Genomic DNA, 15522 nt, shown 5'->3' with positions numbered 1-15522 from the left:
CGGGATTTTTCCGTCCCCATGACGAGACTGAACGATCTACGGCGACTACCGTCATAGACATGTCGACTCCTGCGCACCGCCCCGCAGAGCACCCCGTCCGCCCCCACCTCGCGGTCCGTGACGGGGGAACCGTCACCGACCGGCTCGTCGAGGCGAACCGCACCTACGCCGACGCGTTCAGCGACCCGGGCATGGACGCCCGGCCGGTCCTCCGCGTCGCCGTCGTGGCCTGTATGGACGCCCGTCTCGACCTTCACGCGGCCCTCGGCCTGGAACTCGGTGACTGCCACACCATCCGCAACGCCGGCGGTGTGGTCACCGACGACGTCATACGGTCGCTGACCATAAGCCAGCGGGCGCTCGGCACCCGCAGCATCATGCTCGTCCACCACACCGGCTGCGGCCTGGAGGCGCTCACCGAGGACTTCCGCCACGAGCTGGAGGACGAGGTCGGCCAGCGCCCCGCCTGGGCCGTGGAGTCCTTCCGCGACGTCGACCAGGACGTGCGCCAGTCCATGCAGCGGGTCCGCACCTCGCCGTTCCTGCCGCACGTCGACGACGTGCGCGGATTCGTCTTCGACGTCACCACTGGCCTGCTGCGCGAAATAGACCCGGCGGCCTGAGCCCACCCGCTGGGGCCCGTTTCGGACTCGATTCCGCGTCGCTTCGGGATCTCTTCAGGTTCCCTTCGGTGACAAAAACACGGCAACCCCCGACATATCCCCTCCAGTTATCCACAGGCGAGTGACACGACGCGGCGACGGCAACAAGAATGCGGGTGTGGCATCCGTCCGAACGCCTCGGGCGCGGTGTCCGTATTTCGAGGTGGGCCGTGCCGTTTCCAGTGCGCCGGCCCACCAGGCAACTGGGGTAACCCCCCGCTCCCCGAGCGGGGGGAAGGGCCGAGGAGGGCCGGGTGACGACCTATGACGAGCGAGCGAGCCTCACAGATCTGACCGCCACTGCGGAGCGCGTCCGCAGGTCGGTGGAGGGTGTGATCGAGGGCAAGCCCGAGGTCGTACGGCTCTCGCTGACCGTACTGCTCGCGGAGGGGCACCTCCTGATCGAGGACGTCCCGGGCGTGGGCAAGACCATGCTGGCCAAGGCGCTGGCCAAGTCCATCGACTGCTCGGTCCGGCGCATCCAGTTCACGCCGGACCTGCTGCCGTCGGACATCACCGGTGTGTCGATCTACGACCAGCAGCGGCGGGACTTCGAGTTCAAGCCGGGCGCGATCTTCGCGCAGATCGTGATCGGCGACGAGATCAACCGCGCCTCGCCCAAGACGCAGTCCGCGCTCCTGGAGTCGATGGAGGAGCGCCAGGTCACCATCGACGGCCAGACCTACGAACTGCCCAGCCCCTTCATGGTGGTGGCCACCCAGAACCCGGTGGAGATGGAGGGCACCTACCCGCTCCCCGAGGCCCAGCGCGACCGCTTCATGGCCCGCGTCTCGATCGGCTACCCGTCCGCCGAGGCCGAGCTCCAGATGCTCGACGTGCACGGCGCGGTCTCGCCGCTCGACGACCTCCAGCCGGTGGCGCACGCGCACGACATCGTCAAGCTCGTCGACGCGGTCCGCAAGGTCCACGTCGCCGAAGCCGTCCGGCGGTACGCGGTGCAGCTGGTCGGGGCCACCCGCAACCACCCCGACCTCAGACTCGGCGCCTCGCCGCGCGCCACCCTGCACCTGCTGCGCGCGGCCAAGGCGACCGCGGCCCTCAGCGGCCGGGAGTACGCACTGCCGGACGACGTCCAGGCGCTCGCCGTCGCGGTGCTCGCGCACCGGCTGCTGCCCACCGCCCAGGCCCAGTTGAACCGCCGCACCGCCGAGCAGGTCGTCCTGGAGATCCTCCAGCACACCCCCGTGCCGCAGGCGGGCGGCCCGCTCTACGGCCAGCAGCAGCCCGGCACCCGGCGGCTGTGATGGCGGCCGGGGGACCCCCGGCCGAGGCCGGGCCGGAGAGCGCCGAGAAGGGCGGTGCCCGGGCCGCCCTGTCCGGGCTGACCACACGCGGCCGGTCCTTCCTGGCCGCCGGAATCGCCGCCGCGATCTGTGCGTACGTACTGGGCCAGGAGGATCTGCTGCGGGTCGGGCTGCTGCTCGCCGTGCTGCCCCTGGTCTGCACGACCGTGCTGTACCGCACGCGCTACCGGGTCGCGGGCAGCCGGCGCCTCTCCCCCGCGCGCGTGCCCGCGGGCTCCGAGGCCCGGGTGCACCTGCGGGTCGACAACGTCTCCCGGCTGCCCACCGGCCTGCTCATGCTCCAGGACCGGGTGCCGTACGTGCTGGGCCCCCGGCCCCGTTTCGTACTGGACCGGGTGGAGGCGGGCGGCAAGCGCGAGGTGTCCTACCGGGTCCGGTCGGACCTGCGCGGGCGCTATCCGCTCGGCCCGCTCCAGCTGCGCCTGACCGACCCGTTCGGGATGTGCGAGCTCACGCGCGCGTTCAGCGCCTTCGACACCCTCACGGTCATACCGCGCACCGAGCCGCTGCCTCCCGTACGGCTCTCGGGCGAGGCCGCCGGGTACGGCGACGGCCGCCAGCGCTCGCTGGCGCTCGCCGGTGAGGACGACGTCATCCCGCGCCTGTACCGGCACGGCGACGACCTGCGCCGGGTGCACTGGCGCTCCACCGCGCGCTACGGCGAGCTGATGGTGCGCCGCGAGGAGCAGCCGCAGCGGGCCCGGTGCACGGTGCTCCTCGACACCCGGGACATCGCGTACGCGGGCGCGGGCCCGGATTCGGCCTTCGAATGGGCCGTCTCGGGCACGGCCTCGACGCTGGTGCACATGCTGGAGCGCGGCTATTCGGTGCGGCTGCTGACCGACACCGGCAGCTCGGTGCCGGGCGAGGGGGCGGGCGGGTTCGCCGGATCCACCCAGGACTCCTCGGACTCGGCGGGGCTGATGATGGACACCCTCGCGGTCGTGGACCACTCCGACGGCGGCGGGCTCTCGCGCGCGTACGACGTGCTGCGCGGCGGGAACGAAGGACTGCTCGTCGGGTTCTTCGGGGACCTCGACGAGGAGCAGGCCGCGGTCGCGGCGAAGATGCGGCGGCGCAGCGGCGCGGCCGTCGCCTTCGTCCTGGACAGCGACCTGTGGACGCACGGCTCGCCACCGCCCGGGGGCCACGGCCAGGCCGAGCGGTCGCTGCGGCTGCTGCGCGAGGCCGGGTGGACGGCGCTGGCCGTGCCGCCGGGCGCACCTCTCGCGGACCTGTGGCGGCTGGCGGGTCAGGAACGGACGGGCACGGGGGCCGCTTCGGGCGGCGCCTCGTGGACGTCGGGAACATCGGGGATACCGGGAACGTCAGGGGCGTGGTCATGAGCGGGCGCGGACGGCTGGCGCTGTGCGCCTTCGCCGCCACGGTGATGGCGTCGTGCTCCCTGCTGCCGTTGGTCGACCGGGCGACCTGGATCGTGCAGGCCGCGTTCCTGCTCGCCCTCCAGGCGGGGGTGGGCGCGCTCGCCCGCCGGGTGCCGCTGGCGCGGCCGCTGACGGTGCTGGTCCAGGCCGTGGTGACGCTGGTCCTGCTGACCCTGGTGTTCGCGCGGGAACAGGCCGTCGCCGGGCTGCTGCCGGGCCCGGAGGCCTTCGAGCAGCTGTCCCAGCTGCTCCGGCAGGGGGCCGACGACGTCGGCCGGTACACGATCCCGGCGCCCAGCACCGACGGCATCCGGCTGATGGTCGTCGGCGGCACGCTGGTGATCGGGCTCGCGGTGGACGCGCTGGCCGTGACCTTCCGCAGCGCCGCCCCGGCCGGACTGCCGCTGCTCGCGCTGTACTCGGTGGCCGCGGGGCTCTCCAACGGCGGGGCGAGCTGGCTGTGGTTCCTCCTGGCGGCCGCCGGCTATCTGCTGCTCCTGCTCGCCGAGGGCCGCGACCGGCTCTCCCAGTGGGGGCGGGTGTTCGGCGGGGCGGCCCGGTCCGACCGGCCGCAGACGCCGTTCGAGTCGGACGGCGGCCCGCTCGCGCCGGTCCGCACCGGCCGCCGGATCGGGGCGCTCGCCCTGGGCATCGCCCTGGTGATCCCGGCCGCGCTGCCCGCCATGGGCACCGGGCTGCTCGGCGGCTCCGGCGGCGGCAGCGGTGAGGGCGGCGGTGGCGGCACGATCTCGGCGGTCAACCCGCTGGTCTCGCTCCAGAACAGCCTCAACCAGCCCGAGGACCGCGAGGTCCTGCGCTACCGCACCAACGCCCAGGACACCCAGGACATGTACCTGCGGATCGTGGCCCTCGACCAGTTCGACGGGGCGTCCTGGAAGTCGTCCGAGCGCAAGATCAAGGACGTGCCGGACGTGCTGCCGCAGCCCGACGGGCTGAGCCCGTCGATCGGCACCGCGGAGATCAGGACCAGCGTCTCGGCCGCCGGCTGGTACACCCAGAACTGGCTGCCGATGCCCTACCCGGCGACCAAGGTCGACATCGGCGGGCACTGGCGCTTCGAGCCGGTCGGCCGGACCCTCGTCGGCGACCGGGGACAGACCACGCAGGGCGTGCAGTACCAGGTCAGCAGCCTCCAGGTGCGGCCGACGGCGGACCAGTTGGCCGCCTCGCAGCCCGCTCCCCCGGCGCTCGTGCAGGAGTACACGAAGGTCCCGCAGACCCTGCCGCGGATCGTGAACCAGACGGCCCGCCGCATCACCAAGGGCGCGACCACCGACTACCAGCGGGCGGTCATGCTCCAGGACTGGTTCGCGGTGAAGGGCGGGTTCACGTACGACACCCAGGTGGAGTCCGGCAGCGGTACGGAGGCGATCGCCCGCTTCCTCAAGGACAAGCAGGGCTTCTGCGTCCACTTCTCCTTCACGATGGCCGCGATGGCCCGGACCCTGGGCATACCGGCCCGGGTGGCGGTGGGCTTCACGCCCGGCGAGCCGCGCCCGGACGGGACGATGTCGGTGGGGCTGCGGGACGCGCACGCGTGGCCCGAGCTGTACTTCGAGGGCGTGGGCTGGACCCGGTTCGAGCCGACCCCCTCGCGCGGTTCCGCCCCGGACTACACCCGGCCGGACACCCCGTCGGGCGCTCCCAGCAACCCGGTGAAGCCGTCCGACGGCCCCTCGACGAAGCCCTCGGCGGCGCCGTCCCCGTCGTCCTCCTGCCCGGCGCAGATGCGCAAGCAGAACGAGTGCGGCGCGGTGGCCCCGGCAGCCCCCACGGGCGGCGACGGCGGCGGGACCCCGCCGGCCACGGTGGCCGCGGTGGCCCTGGGCGTGCTCGCGGCGCTGGCGCTGCCGCTGCTGCCCTGGCTGTGGCGGGTCCGGGTACGGTCGCGGCGGCTCGCCCGGGCCGGGCACCCGGAGGCCGATCCGGTCACCGCCACGCTGGCGGTGTGGCGGGAGGTCACCGACACGGCCTGGGACCACGGCATCGTCCCCGACGACTCGCTGACCCCGCGCAAGGCGGCGGCCCGCATGGTGCGGCTCGGCAGTCTTGACGGCACGGCGGCGGAGGCGGTGCACCGCGCGGCGAGCGCGGTGGAGCAGGTGCTGTACGCCCCGAGCCCGCAGCGCCCCACGGGCCTCACGGAGACCGCCCAGGAGATCCGCACGGGCCTGCGCACGTCCCTCCCCACCTGGCCCCGCCTCCGCGCCGACCTGGCCCCCCGCTCGGCGGTCCGCCTGGCCTGGACGACGACGGCGAAGTGGGAGGCGCTGACGTCCCGTATGGCGAACCGGGTGAGGACGCTGGTACGGAAGCCGACGCGGAAGCCGACGCGGGGGTCGGCGTGAGGCACTGACGGGCCGGGGTCCGAAGAGTGGGCCCCGGCCAGGCCCGAGCGAAATCCAGCTCCGCTGGTCCGGCCAGGTGCCCGGCCGGGTTCCCTTCAGCCGGGCCGGTTTCCCTTCAAGCGCCGGGCGGGCGACTATCCAGCCCGTCCGGCGCTTGAGGACGAGCGATGGCCGCAGGCCGAGGCGACGGTCCGCAGGGCGGGACAACCGCAATCGGCGGCCAACGGGGGCGATCAATCAGCCTGTCCGGCGTTTGAGGACGAGCGAAGGCCGCAGGCCGAGGCGACGAGCCCGCACGAGGCAGCGGCCGCAATCGGGGCCGGGGCCGATCAATCAGCCCGTCCGGCGCCTGAGGACGAGCGAAGGCCGCAGGCCGAGGCGACGAGCCCGCACGACACAGCGGCCGCAGGCCGAGCGATACGACTGAGGGGTGACCACCGTCGATGGTCACCCCTCGGTAAACGTCCAAGCGTGCAGGCCCGCCGGGCCTAGCGACCGCCTTCGTCGCGGCGCCGCTGCCAGCGCTGCTCGATGCGGTCCATCATCGACCGCTTCGGTGCGCGTGCGCGCGCGGCAGGCCGCGCCGCCGCACTACCGCCCGCCGGCTGCTCACCGCGCCTTGGCGCCTTGCGCCAGCCGGTGACCGCGAGCACGGCACAGCCCAGCATGATGAGGAACCCGACCACGCTGATCCAGATCCCCTGCCCGATACCAATCATGAGGAGCGCGATACCCACCAGGAAGCCAGCGACCGCCTGGTAGACCCGTCGTCGGGTGTACGTACGCAGCCCGCTTCCCTCAAGCGCTGTCGCGAACTTGGGATCTTCGGCGTACAGCGCTCGCTCCATCTGCTCGAGCATGCGCTGCTCGTGCTCCGAGAGCGGCACGGAGTCCTCCTACTCGTCGGTCGCGGGGCGCGACCGGATGCGGCCCCTTCAGGATAGGCAGGGAATCGCCCCCGTGAAACCCGCCCTCTACGCCAATTCGCCAATCCGAGCCGCCACGGCGGCCCGCCCGGTGGGAAGTGGATTCCCCGTCGAGCGACCCGCCATGCCGGACCTTGTACCCCGATCATACGGGGCGAAGCCGCCGATCGGGGGGCCTGTGGCGTACTCCATGCCACTACGCCGTCCGGGACAGCGTCGCTGATCAGCGCGGGGACGCCCGGGCGTGTGACGGGGCCGGGCCGGCCGGGCGCACCGGAGCCGCCCGCGCGGCCGGACGGGGGTCAGGCGCGCTTCTCGCCCAGGACGTGCAACTGCGTCGCCACGGAGTGGAACGCGGGGAGCTCGGCCGCCGCCGCCTCCAGCTTGAGCAGGGCGTCCAGGGCGCCCGGCTCGGTGTCCACGAGGACCCCGGGAACCAGGTCCGCGAAGACCCGTACGCCGTGCACCGCGCCCACCTCAACGCCGGTCGCGGCGACCAGCGCGGTGAGCTGCTCGGCCGTGAACCGCCGGGGCACCGGGTCGCCGTCGCCCCAGCGTCCGGCCGGGTCGCCCAGGGCCCGGCGGGCCTCAGTGAAGTGCCCGGCGAGCGCGCGGGCGAGCACGGCGCCGCCGAGTCCGGCGGCGAGCAGGCTCAGCGCCCCCTCCGAACGCAGCGCGTCCACCGCGTTGCGCACGCCCTCGGCCGGGTCCTCGACGTACTCCAGGACGCCGTGGCAGAGGACCGCGTCGTAGCCGCCGCGCTCGACCACGTCGAACAGGCCGAGCACATCGCCCTGGACGCCGCGGACCCGGTCGGCCACCTCGGCCTCGGCGGCCCGGCGCTCCAGGGCGAACAGCGCGTTCGGACTGGGGTCGACCACGGTGACCCGGTGGCCGAGACGGGCGACGGGCACCGCGAAGTTGCCCGAGCCGCCGCCGGTGTCCAGGACGTCCAGCGCCTCGCGCCCGGTGGCCTTGACCCGGCGGTCGAGGGCGTCCTTGAGGACCTCCCAGACCACGGCGGTACGGAGAGAGGCGCGGGGGCGCATGGGGTCCGGCACGGCAGTTGACTCCTCGGCGCGGCGCCGCCGTGGGACGGCGGGGCGAAGAACGGTGAAGGCCCGTCCACCCTATTGCCTCGCGGGCCTCCCCCGGCTCATCCCCGCACCTCACCGCACCCCCGTCGCCGCGCCGGGCCCCGCCTCACCCCGCGTCCGGCTCCCGGGTCCTGGGCTGGGGCAGCACGGGCTGGAGGACGAGGAGGCGCTCGACCAGACGCAGGAACATCGCCGCGTCGCGGATCAGGTCGTCGGCGTCGCGGCCGGTGGCCGCGCCCTGGATGCCCGCCTCGGCGCGGGCCCGGCGGGTGGCTCCGGAGGCGAACAGCGCGCTCCACTCGGTCAGTTCGGGCGCTATCTCGGGCAGCACCTCCCACGCGCTGCGGATCCGCTGCCTCCGGCGCGGGGCGGTCTCGGGGCGGCCCCGGGCGGCGAGCACGGCGGCCGCGGTGCGCAGGGCGGCCAGGTGCGCCGTCGCGTACCGCTCGTTGGGGGTGTCGAGCACGGCGGCCTCGTCCAGACCGCTGCGGGCCTGGGCGAGCAGGTCGAGGGCGGCGGGTGGCGCGCCGTCCCGGCGCAGCACCGGGTGGATGTCGCTCGCGGCACCGTTCAGTGAGGGGGCAGGGCCGGTGGGGCGGCGCCGGTGAGCGGCTGCCGCGCGGTGGCTGGCCATGACGAACCTCCTGTCGTCGTGTGACGGCACTGTGGCCGTATGTGTCCATCGTGAGGGCCACCACTGACAATCGGCCGTCGCCCGCCCCGCCCCCACCCTTGACCTGCCCCTTTGTCCCGTACGCAGGTTCGGGCTATCTTTTGTACTGACCAGTCAGTTCAAAGAATGGGGGGACCGTGGACAGCCCGCACGGGGCAGGCGTCACCGCCGAGGACTTCGGGCTCAAGGGGCCGCGCGGCTGGGTCTTCCGGGGCGTGCGGCTGGAGGCGGCGCCCGGCTCGCTCGTCGCCGTCGAGGGCCCGTCCGGCTCCGGGCGCACCTGTCTGCTGCTGGCCCTCACCGGCCGGATGAAGCCCACCGAGGGCCGCGCCGAGGTCGGCGGCGAGCGGCTGCCGCGCCGGATGTCCGCCGTCCGCCGGTTCAGCGCGCTGGGCCCGGTCCCGGGGGTCAGCGACCTCGACCCCGCCCTGACCGTCGCCGAGCACCTGCGCGAACGGGCGCTGCTCCAGCGCCGCTTCGACGGGTCCGTACGCGCCCTGCTGCGCACGCCCGCCGAGCGCCGCACCACGGCCAGGGCGGCGATCGACGAGGCACTGAAGGCCGCGGGCCTGGACCTAGCCGCGCTGCCGAAGGGCGAGCGCACCTCCGTACGCGATCTGGAGCGGCTTGAGGCGCTGCGCCTGTCCGTGGCCCTTGGACTGATGGGCCGGCCCCGGCTGCTCGGCGTCGACGACACCGACCTGAAGCTCTCCGACGCCGAGCGCGCCGAGGCCTGGGCGCTGCTGCGGTCGGTCGCGGACGCCGGTACGACGGTGATCGCCGTCTGCAGCCAGGCGCCCGGGGACGCCGACATCACCGTACGGAGTACGGAAAGCAAGCACGACGAGCACGAGGAGGGGGCGGGGGATGCGTTCGCCACGACTGGCCGCGCTTGAGCTGAAGCGGTTCGGCAGGGGGAAGCTGCCGCGCGCCGCGCTGGTCGCGCTCCTGCTGCTGCCGCTGCTGTACGGCGCGCTCTACCTGTGGTCGTTCTGGGACCCGTACGGGCGGCTCGACCGGGTGCCGGTCGCGCTGGTCAACGAGGACAAGGGCGCGACCGCCGGCGGCCAGAGGATCGCCGCCGGTGACGGCATCGCCGAGCGGCTGCGCCAGAGCAAGACGTTCGACTGGCACGAGGTGAGCGACGAGGAGGCGCGCAAGGGCGTCGAGGACGGCACGTACTACCTCTCCCTGACGATGCCCGCGGACTTCAGCGAGCGGATCGCGTCGAGCTCCGGGGACTCCCCCGAGACGGGCGCCCTCCGGGTGCGCACCAACGACGCCAACAACTACATCGTGGGGTCCATCTCCCGCACGGTCTTCTCCGAGGTGCGCTCGGCGGCCTCCGCCAAGGCCTCCCGCTCCTTCCTGGACAAGATCTTCATCTCGTTCTCCGACCTGCACGACGCCACCGAGAAGGCCGCCAAGGGCGCCGCCGACCTCAAGGGCGGGCTCGGCAAGGCGAAGCAGGGCTCCAAGGACCTCGCCGACGGGCTGTCCGACGCCAAGACGGGCAGCGGCAAGCTGGCGGGCGGCATCAAGAAGCTCAACACCGGCTCCGCCGACCTGGAGGACGGCGCCCGCCAGGTCGCCGCGGGCACCCAGACCCTGGCGAACAAGGTCAACACGGCGGCGGACAAGGCGCGTCCGTTCCTCAAGGAGAACGCCAAGGCCATCGGGGACACGGCGCGGCTCGTCGAGGACTCCATCCAGCCGGTCCGCGACCACCTCGCCAAGATCATCGAGGACGCTCCCGGCGCGGCCTCCCGCGCCCACCGGGGCGCCCAGGACCTGAACCGGCTCTACACGTCGCTGTGCGAGTCCGACAAGCCGATGGAGCGCGGCTGCCCGCAGCTCAAGCAGGCCAAGAAGGACGCGGCCGCGGTCGCGGCCGTCGCCGATGACGTCAACGCCCTGGTCCAGGACCAGAACAGCGACTTCAAGAAGCTCGACAAGAACCTCGCCGAACTCCAGAAGCAGGCGCGCAGGCTCGCCAAGAACGCGCCGACGCTCGCCACGGACCTCGACAAGGCCGTCGGCGACGTCAACGCCCTCAACAAGGGCGCCAAGGAGGTCGCCAAGGGCGCGGGCACCCTGCACACCGGTCTGACCTCGGCCAAGACGGGCGCGGGCGACCTCGACACGGGCGTCGGCAAGCTCAAGAAGGGCGCGGGCACGCTCGACGGCGGGCTGCTCAAGCTCTCCGACGGCTCCGCGCAGCTCGCGGGCGGCCTGCACGACGGCGTCGGCAAGATCCCCGACTACGACAAGCAGGAGCGCGACAAGCGCACCGACGTGATGGCCGACCCGGTCAAGCTCGCCTCGCAGGCGCTGCACAAGGCGCCCAACTACGGCACCGGCTTCGCCCCGTACTTCATCCCGCTCTCCCTGTGGGTGGGTGCGATGGTCGCGTACATGCTGATCCAGCCGCTCAACCGGCGGGCGCTCGCGGCGGGCGCCTCCGCCTGGCGGATCGCGCTGGCGGGCTGGCTGCCGGTGGCGGCGGTCGGGGTGCTCCAGGTGGGCGCGCTGATGACGGTGCTGCACTTCGCGCTCGGCCTCCAGATGGAGCGCGCCGCCGGGACCATCGGCTTCCTGGTGCTCGTCTCGTGCTGCTTCGCGGCGATCGTGCAGTGGCTCAACGCCCGCTTCGGGGCGGCCGGGCGGATCCTGGTGCTCGCGTTCCTGATGCTCCAGCTGACCTCGGCGGGCGGCACCTATCCGGTGCAGACGAGCCCGGCGTTCTTCAACGCGATCCACCCGTACCTGCCGATGAGTTACGTGGTCGAGGGGCTGCGGCGGCTGATCACGGGCGGTGGGCTCGGGCCGGTGTGGCAGGGGTGCGCGGTGCTGGTGGCCTTCACGGCGGGCGCGCTGGCGCTGACCGCCCTGTCGGCCAGGAAGAAGCAGGTCTGGACGTTGGACCGGCTCCACCCCGAGCTGAGCCTCTAGGAGCGCCGGACCTGTGAGAATCGACCGCATGGACAGCAGCACCAGACGGCAGGCGACCCGGCAGAAGCTCTATGAGGCGGCGGTGACGCTCATCGCCGAACAGGGCTTCTCGGCGACCACCGTCGACGAGATCGCGGAGCGGGCCGGCGTCGCCAAAGGCACGGTCTACTACAACTTCAAGAGCAAGACCGAGCTGTTCGAGGAGCTGCTGCGGCACGGCGTGGGGCTGCTCACCGCCTCGCTTCAAGAGGCCGCCGACGCCACCCACGCGCGCGGTGGCAGCAGGGTCGAGGCGCTGGACGCGATGATCCGGGCGGGCCTGGAGTTCATCCACCGCTATCCGGCCTTCACCCAGCTGTACGTGGCGGAGCTGTGGCGGACCAACCGGGCCTGGCAGTCCACCTTGATGGTGGTGCGCCAGGAGGCGGTCGCCGTCGTCGAGACGGTGCTGCGCGAGGCCGTCGCGGAGGGCGAGCTGAGCGAGGAGATCGACATCCCTCTCACGGCGGCCGCGCTGGTCGGGATGGTCCTGGTGGCCGCGCTCGACTGGCAGGCCTTCCAGAGCGAGCGCTCCCTCGACGAGGTGCACGCGGCCCTCTCCCGGCTGCTGCACGGGCGGGTCAGCGGACGCTGACGCCGTCCACGCGCGCGTGGAAGCAGCGGAAACACCGGTGCGGCGAGGCCCGAATCCCCCATGGGCCCCGCCGCACCGGCGCATTTCCTCGGAACACGTCCCCCGTACGTCGCTCTGGGCACTCCAGTACCCCCGTACCCCCCGTGCCCCGTTCGTCAGGGGAGCCGCGCCGTTCCGCCGCCCCGTGTCGGCGGTACGGACGCGCCTGCCCCCTCCGTGTCCTCCACTCTCCCGTCCATGCAGGCGGGACCCCATCCGCGCAATTACTCATCTCATGCTCTAAGTACGGATACTCAGGCGTCCGTGCTCAACCCCAGCTCCAGAAAGCCGGAACTGGTTACGATCGCGTCCGTGTCCGTACTCCCCCTGGTGTTCACCAGCGGCTGGGCCAGCGGGGTCAACGCCTACGCCGTGGTCCTGCTGCTCGGCATCTTCGGCGCGACCGGGGTCACCGACGAGGTGCCCGACGCGCTCCAGCGCCCCGACGTCCTGATCGTCGCGGGGGTGCTCTTCCTCTGCGAGGCCGTGGCCGACAAGATCCCGTACGTCGACTCGGTCTGGGACACCGTGCACACGGTGATCCGGCCGGTCGCGGGCGCCGTGGTGGGCGCGCTGCTCGCCGGGCAGAGCGGGTCGCTGCCGGATCTGGCGGCGGGCGCGATCGGCGGCTCGACGGCGCTGACGAGCCATCTGGTGAAGGCCGGGACGCGGATGGCGGTGAACACCTCGCCCGAGCCGTTCAGCAACATCGCGCTGAGCACCGCCGAGGACCTGGGCGTCGCCGGGATCATAAGTTTCGCGATCTTCCACCCGGTCGCCGCGGCCGTGATCGCGGGCACGCTGCTGGTGCTCGGCGTGGTGATACTGGTCTTCCTCTGGAGCCGGATCCGCCGCTTCCGGCGCCGCCGCGCCCAGCGCCGCGAAGAACTGCATTTCCCGGGGGACAACCCCCGGACCCCCGGCCGGAAGAACAGGCCGCCCGAGGCACCCGGCAAGCTCCCACCGCGGTGAGCCCCCGCGGCCCGGGCACCGGCGTTGTCAGTGGCGGCCGATAAAGTCGCAGGCATGGCACGGATTGCGGTGATCGGCGCCGGGATGGGCGCCATGGCGGCTGCCGCCCGGCTGGCCGTGGCAGGCCACCGGGTGACGGTGTACGAGCGCGCGTCGACGTACGGCGGGGCGCTGGGACGGTTCGAGCGGGACGGGTTCGTGTTCGACACCGGCCCCGGTCTGCTGCGCCTGCCCGCGGTCTACCGGGACCTGTTCCTCAAGACCGGCAAGGAGCCCCTGGAGGACCGGGTCGAGCTCACGCCGACCGACCCCGCCGCCCGCCACCTCTTCGCCGACGGCACGGACGTCTCACTGCCCAACGCCTCGCGCGCGGGCGTCGTCTCGGCGCTCGACGGGGCGCTCGGCGCGGGCGCGGGCGAGAAGTGGGGCGACTTCCTGGGCCGCGCGCGGGACGCCTGGGACCGCTCGCGGCGCCCGCTCCTGGAGGAGCCGCTCTGGCCCGACTGGCAGGTGCTGGCCCGCGACCCGTATCCGGCGCCCAAGCAGCGCCGGCTGCTGCGCTCCCCCCGCCAGGCGTCCACGCTCGCGGAGGTCGGCGCCTGGGAGCTGGGCGACCCCCGGCTCGCCGCGCTCCTGACGAGCTACGCGCTGGCGGAGGGCCTGGACGCGCGCACGGCCCCGGCGAGCGCCGCCCTGCTGCCGTACCTGGAACAGAGCTTCGGCAGTTGGTACGTGCGCGGGGGCGTGCGGGAGCTGGCGCGCGCGGTGTACGAGCGGTGCCTGGCGCGCCGGGTCGCCTTCGTCTTCGACTCCGAGGTCACCGGGATCGTGGAGAAGGACGGCCGCGCGGCGGGCGTGGAGCTCGCCGGAGGCGAGGTGGCGGAGGCGGACCATGTGGTCCTGGCCGCCCAGCCGCGCCCCGGCTCCGGCCCGCTGCGCGGGCGCGAGCCGTGGCGGGACGGCGATGTGCGGCCGGTCGCGGCCCAGGCCCCCGGGCGGTTCACGGTGCTGCTCGCCCTGCGCGGCGGGCGCCCGGCCGACGCGGTGCACCGCACGGTGGTCCACTCCCCCGACCCGGCGGCGGAGGCGGAGGCGGTCTTCACCACCCGCCACCCGGCGATACGGCCGACGGTCACGGTGCTGCGCCCCGACGACCCGGCGACCCGGCCGGACGACGCCCACGAGGCCGTCACGCTGACCGCGACGGCTCCCCCGCAGGGCCCGTTCGACTGGACCGACGAGCAGGCGCGCGAGCGGTACGCGGACACGCTGGTGGAGGTCGCGGAGGCGGCGGTGCCGGGGCTGCGGGAGCGGATCCTGTGGCGCGTGGTGCGCACGCCCGCGGACACGGCGGCCGAGACCGGCGCGGAGGGCGGCTCGGTCCCGGCGCCCTCGCTGGCCGGGGCCGGTGCCACCCGGCTGCACCCGGGCAACCGGACGCGCCTGCCGGGCCTGTATCTGGCGGGCGGCTGGGCCCACCCCGGCGGCGGGCTGGCGCACGCCGGGATGTCCGGGGCGCTGGTCAGCGGTCTGATCGTGGAGGGCGACGACTTCCGCGGCTCGCAGTGAGCCGGTAGCCGGGGCGGGGTCGCCGGCCGGGCCGACGACCACTCAATAGCGGTACGGCTGCTGCTCGTTGACGTAGCCGGATCCGGTGCCGCCGCCCGTCCCGTTGCCGTACTCGCCGCTCTGCGGGTACGGCGCGGGCTGCTCCTCGCCGTACGGCTGGGGCTCGTTGTCGCGCTGCTGCGGCACCCAGACCCCGCCGGGCGGGGTGTCCGTGCCGTACTGCTGGGCGTAGGGGTCGGCGTAGGCCTGCTGGGGGGCGGCATAGCTGTCGTAGCTGCCGTAGCCCTGGGTGGTGCCGCTGCCGATGTACGGGTCGGAGTACGCGGCGTACTGCTGCTGCCCGGTGTCCGTGCCGTAGCCGTACTGGCCCGCGTACGGGTCGGCGTACTGCTGCTGTGCGGCGTCGTATCCGCCGTACTGCTGCTGGGCTCCGGCGTGGGCGTTCTCGCTGTAGACGCCGTACTGGCCGGTGTCGTCGGGCAGCGGCTGCGGCTCGTAGACGGACTCCTGCACGGCGGTGGCGGGGTCGGCGGCCTCGGCCTTCGCGTCCTGCGGGGCGTCGGCCTCGCCGTCGCCCTCGTACTGGAAGCCGGAGACCTGGAGCACCGGGTCCTGGAGCGGGGCCGCCCCGCCCGAGCGGCGACGGCGGCTGGCGCCCGGCCTGCCGCCGACCGCCCAGCCGGTGGAGAAGCCACGGCGGAAGGAGAGGGTGACGTAGGTCTGGCCGACCGCGAAGGCCAGCGCGCCCAGGATGATCACGAACACCGACGGCAGGAGGACGCCCAGGACCACGCCCATGAAGCCCGTGAAGGCGAGGAGGCGCCAGCGCAGCCGCGCCTTGTACTGCAGGAGCACTTCGCCGAGCAGCCAGAGCGCGACGATGCCGAACGCGATGTAGAGGACCGCCCAGCCCATGTAC

General features: G+C 73.6%; 13 protein-coding genes. 9 read left to right on the top strand and 4 right to left on the bottom strand.

The genetic code is table 11. The features are described from left to right. Positions 1-59 precede the first annotated feature (59 nt). The 4 genes from QIY60_RS21090 to QIY60_RS21075 all read left to right on the top strand — a co-directional run bounded on the left by QIY60_RS21090 (position 60) and on the right by QIY60_RS21075 (position 5741). Positions 60-623 (top strand): carbonic anhydrase, encoded by a 564-nt coding sequence (locus tag QIY60_RS21090; protein WP_283143825.1) that lies wholly within the window; start codon positions 60-62, stop codon positions 621-623. A 293-nt stretch (positions 624-916) separates the two neighbouring features. Beyond that, complete coding sequence (locus QIY60_RS21085) at positions 917-1927, top strand: MoxR family ATPase (RefSeq protein WP_190088763.1); 1011 nt, start codon at positions 917-919, stop codon at positions 1925-1927. Then, the gene (locus QIY60_RS21080) at positions 1927-3333 is read left to right on the top strand and encodes a DUF58 domain-containing protein (protein WP_283143824.1); all 1407 of its coding nucleotides are present in this window, start codon (positions 1927-1929) and stop codon (positions 3331-3333) included. Before QIY60_RS21085 ends, QIY60_RS21080 begins: the two co-directional genes overlap by 1 nt. Then, a complete protein-coding gene (locus QIY60_RS21075) occupies positions 3330-5741 on the top strand; it encodes a DUF3488 and transglutaminase-like domain-containing protein (RefSeq protein ID WP_283143823.1) in 2412 nt (803 codons plus the stop codon). Before QIY60_RS21080 ends, QIY60_RS21075 begins: the two co-directional genes overlap by 4 nt. Before the next feature lie 488 nt (positions 5742-6229). On the opposite strand, the gene QIY60_RS21070 is transcribed toward QIY60_RS21075, so the two are convergent. The 3 genes from QIY60_RS21070 to QIY60_RS21060 all read right to left on the bottom strand — a co-directional run bounded on the left by QIY60_RS21070 (position 6230) and on the right by QIY60_RS21060 (position 8398). After that, a complete protein-coding gene (locus QIY60_RS21070) occupies positions 6230-6628 on the bottom strand; it encodes a DUF3040 domain-containing protein (RefSeq protein WP_283143822.1) in 399 nt (132 codons plus the stop codon). 341 nt (positions 6629-6969) lie between these two features. Further along, positions 6970-7728, bottom strand: a complete 759-nt coding sequence (locus tag QIY60_RS21065) for a methyltransferase (protein ID WP_283143821.1) — start codon at positions 7726-7728, stop codon at positions 6970-6972. A gap of 142 nt (positions 7729-7870) precedes the next feature. Then, the gene (locus QIY60_RS21060) at positions 7871-8398 is read right to left on the bottom strand and encodes an SAV_6107 family HEPN domain-containing protein (protein ID WP_190088759.1); all 528 of its coding nucleotides are present in this window, start codon (positions 8396-8398) and stop codon (positions 7871-7873) included. Between the two features lie 176 nt (positions 8399-8574). On the opposite strand from QIY60_RS21060, the gene QIY60_RS21055 reads away from it, so the two are divergent. The 5 genes from QIY60_RS21055 to QIY60_RS21035 all read left to right on the top strand — a co-directional run bounded on the left by QIY60_RS21055 (position 8575) and on the right by QIY60_RS21035 (position 14603). Then, positions 8575-9333: an ATP-binding cassette domain-containing protein gene (locus QIY60_RS21055; protein WP_283143820.1), complete on the top strand. Its 759-nt coding sequence runs from the start codon at positions 8575-8577 to the stop codon at positions 9331-9333. Then, on the top strand, positions 9305-11389 hold the full coding sequence (locus QIY60_RS21050) for a YhgE/Pip domain-containing protein (protein WP_283143819.1): 2085 nt from the start codon (positions 9305-9307) through the stop codon (positions 11387-11389). Before QIY60_RS21055 ends, QIY60_RS21050 begins: the two co-directional genes overlap by 29 nt. A gap of 28 nt (positions 11390-11417) precedes the next feature. Then, positions 11418-12023 carry a TetR/AcrR family transcriptional regulator gene (locus tag QIY60_RS21045; protein ID WP_283143818.1) on the top strand — a complete coding sequence of 202 codons (606 nt, stop codon included), beginning with the start codon at positions 11418-11420 and terminating at the stop codon, positions 12021-12023. Between the two features lie 351 nt (positions 12024-12374). Then, entirely contained in the window at positions 12375-13034 is a 660-nt protein-coding gene (locus QIY60_RS21040; protein ID WP_283143817.1) for a DUF4126 domain-containing protein, read from the top strand. Between the two features lie 54 nt (positions 13035-13088). Then, a complete protein-coding gene (locus tag QIY60_RS21035; protein WP_283143816.1) occupies positions 13089-14603 on the top strand; it encodes an NAD(P)/FAD-dependent oxidoreductase in 1515 nt (504 codons plus the stop codon). A gap of 42 nt (positions 14604-14645) precedes the next feature. Here the strand turns inward: QIY60_RS21035 and QIY60_RS21030 are convergent, their stop codons facing one another. Continuing rightward, the gene (locus QIY60_RS21030) at positions 14646-15518 is read right to left on the bottom strand and encodes a hypothetical protein (protein WP_283143815.1); all 873 of its coding nucleotides are present in this window, start codon (positions 15516-15518) and stop codon (positions 14646-14648) included. Positions 15519-15522: the final 4 nt, after the last annotated feature.

It is taken from the genome of Streptomyces sp. BPTC-684 (assembly GCF_030028635.1).
Classification (GTDB): Bacteria; Actinomycetota; Actinomycetes; order Streptomycetales; family Streptomycetaceae; genus Streptomyces; species Streptomyces noboritoensis.
The sequence above is the reverse complement of the archived record's forward strand: the minus strand, read 5'-3'. Positions and strand labels throughout refer to the sequence as shown.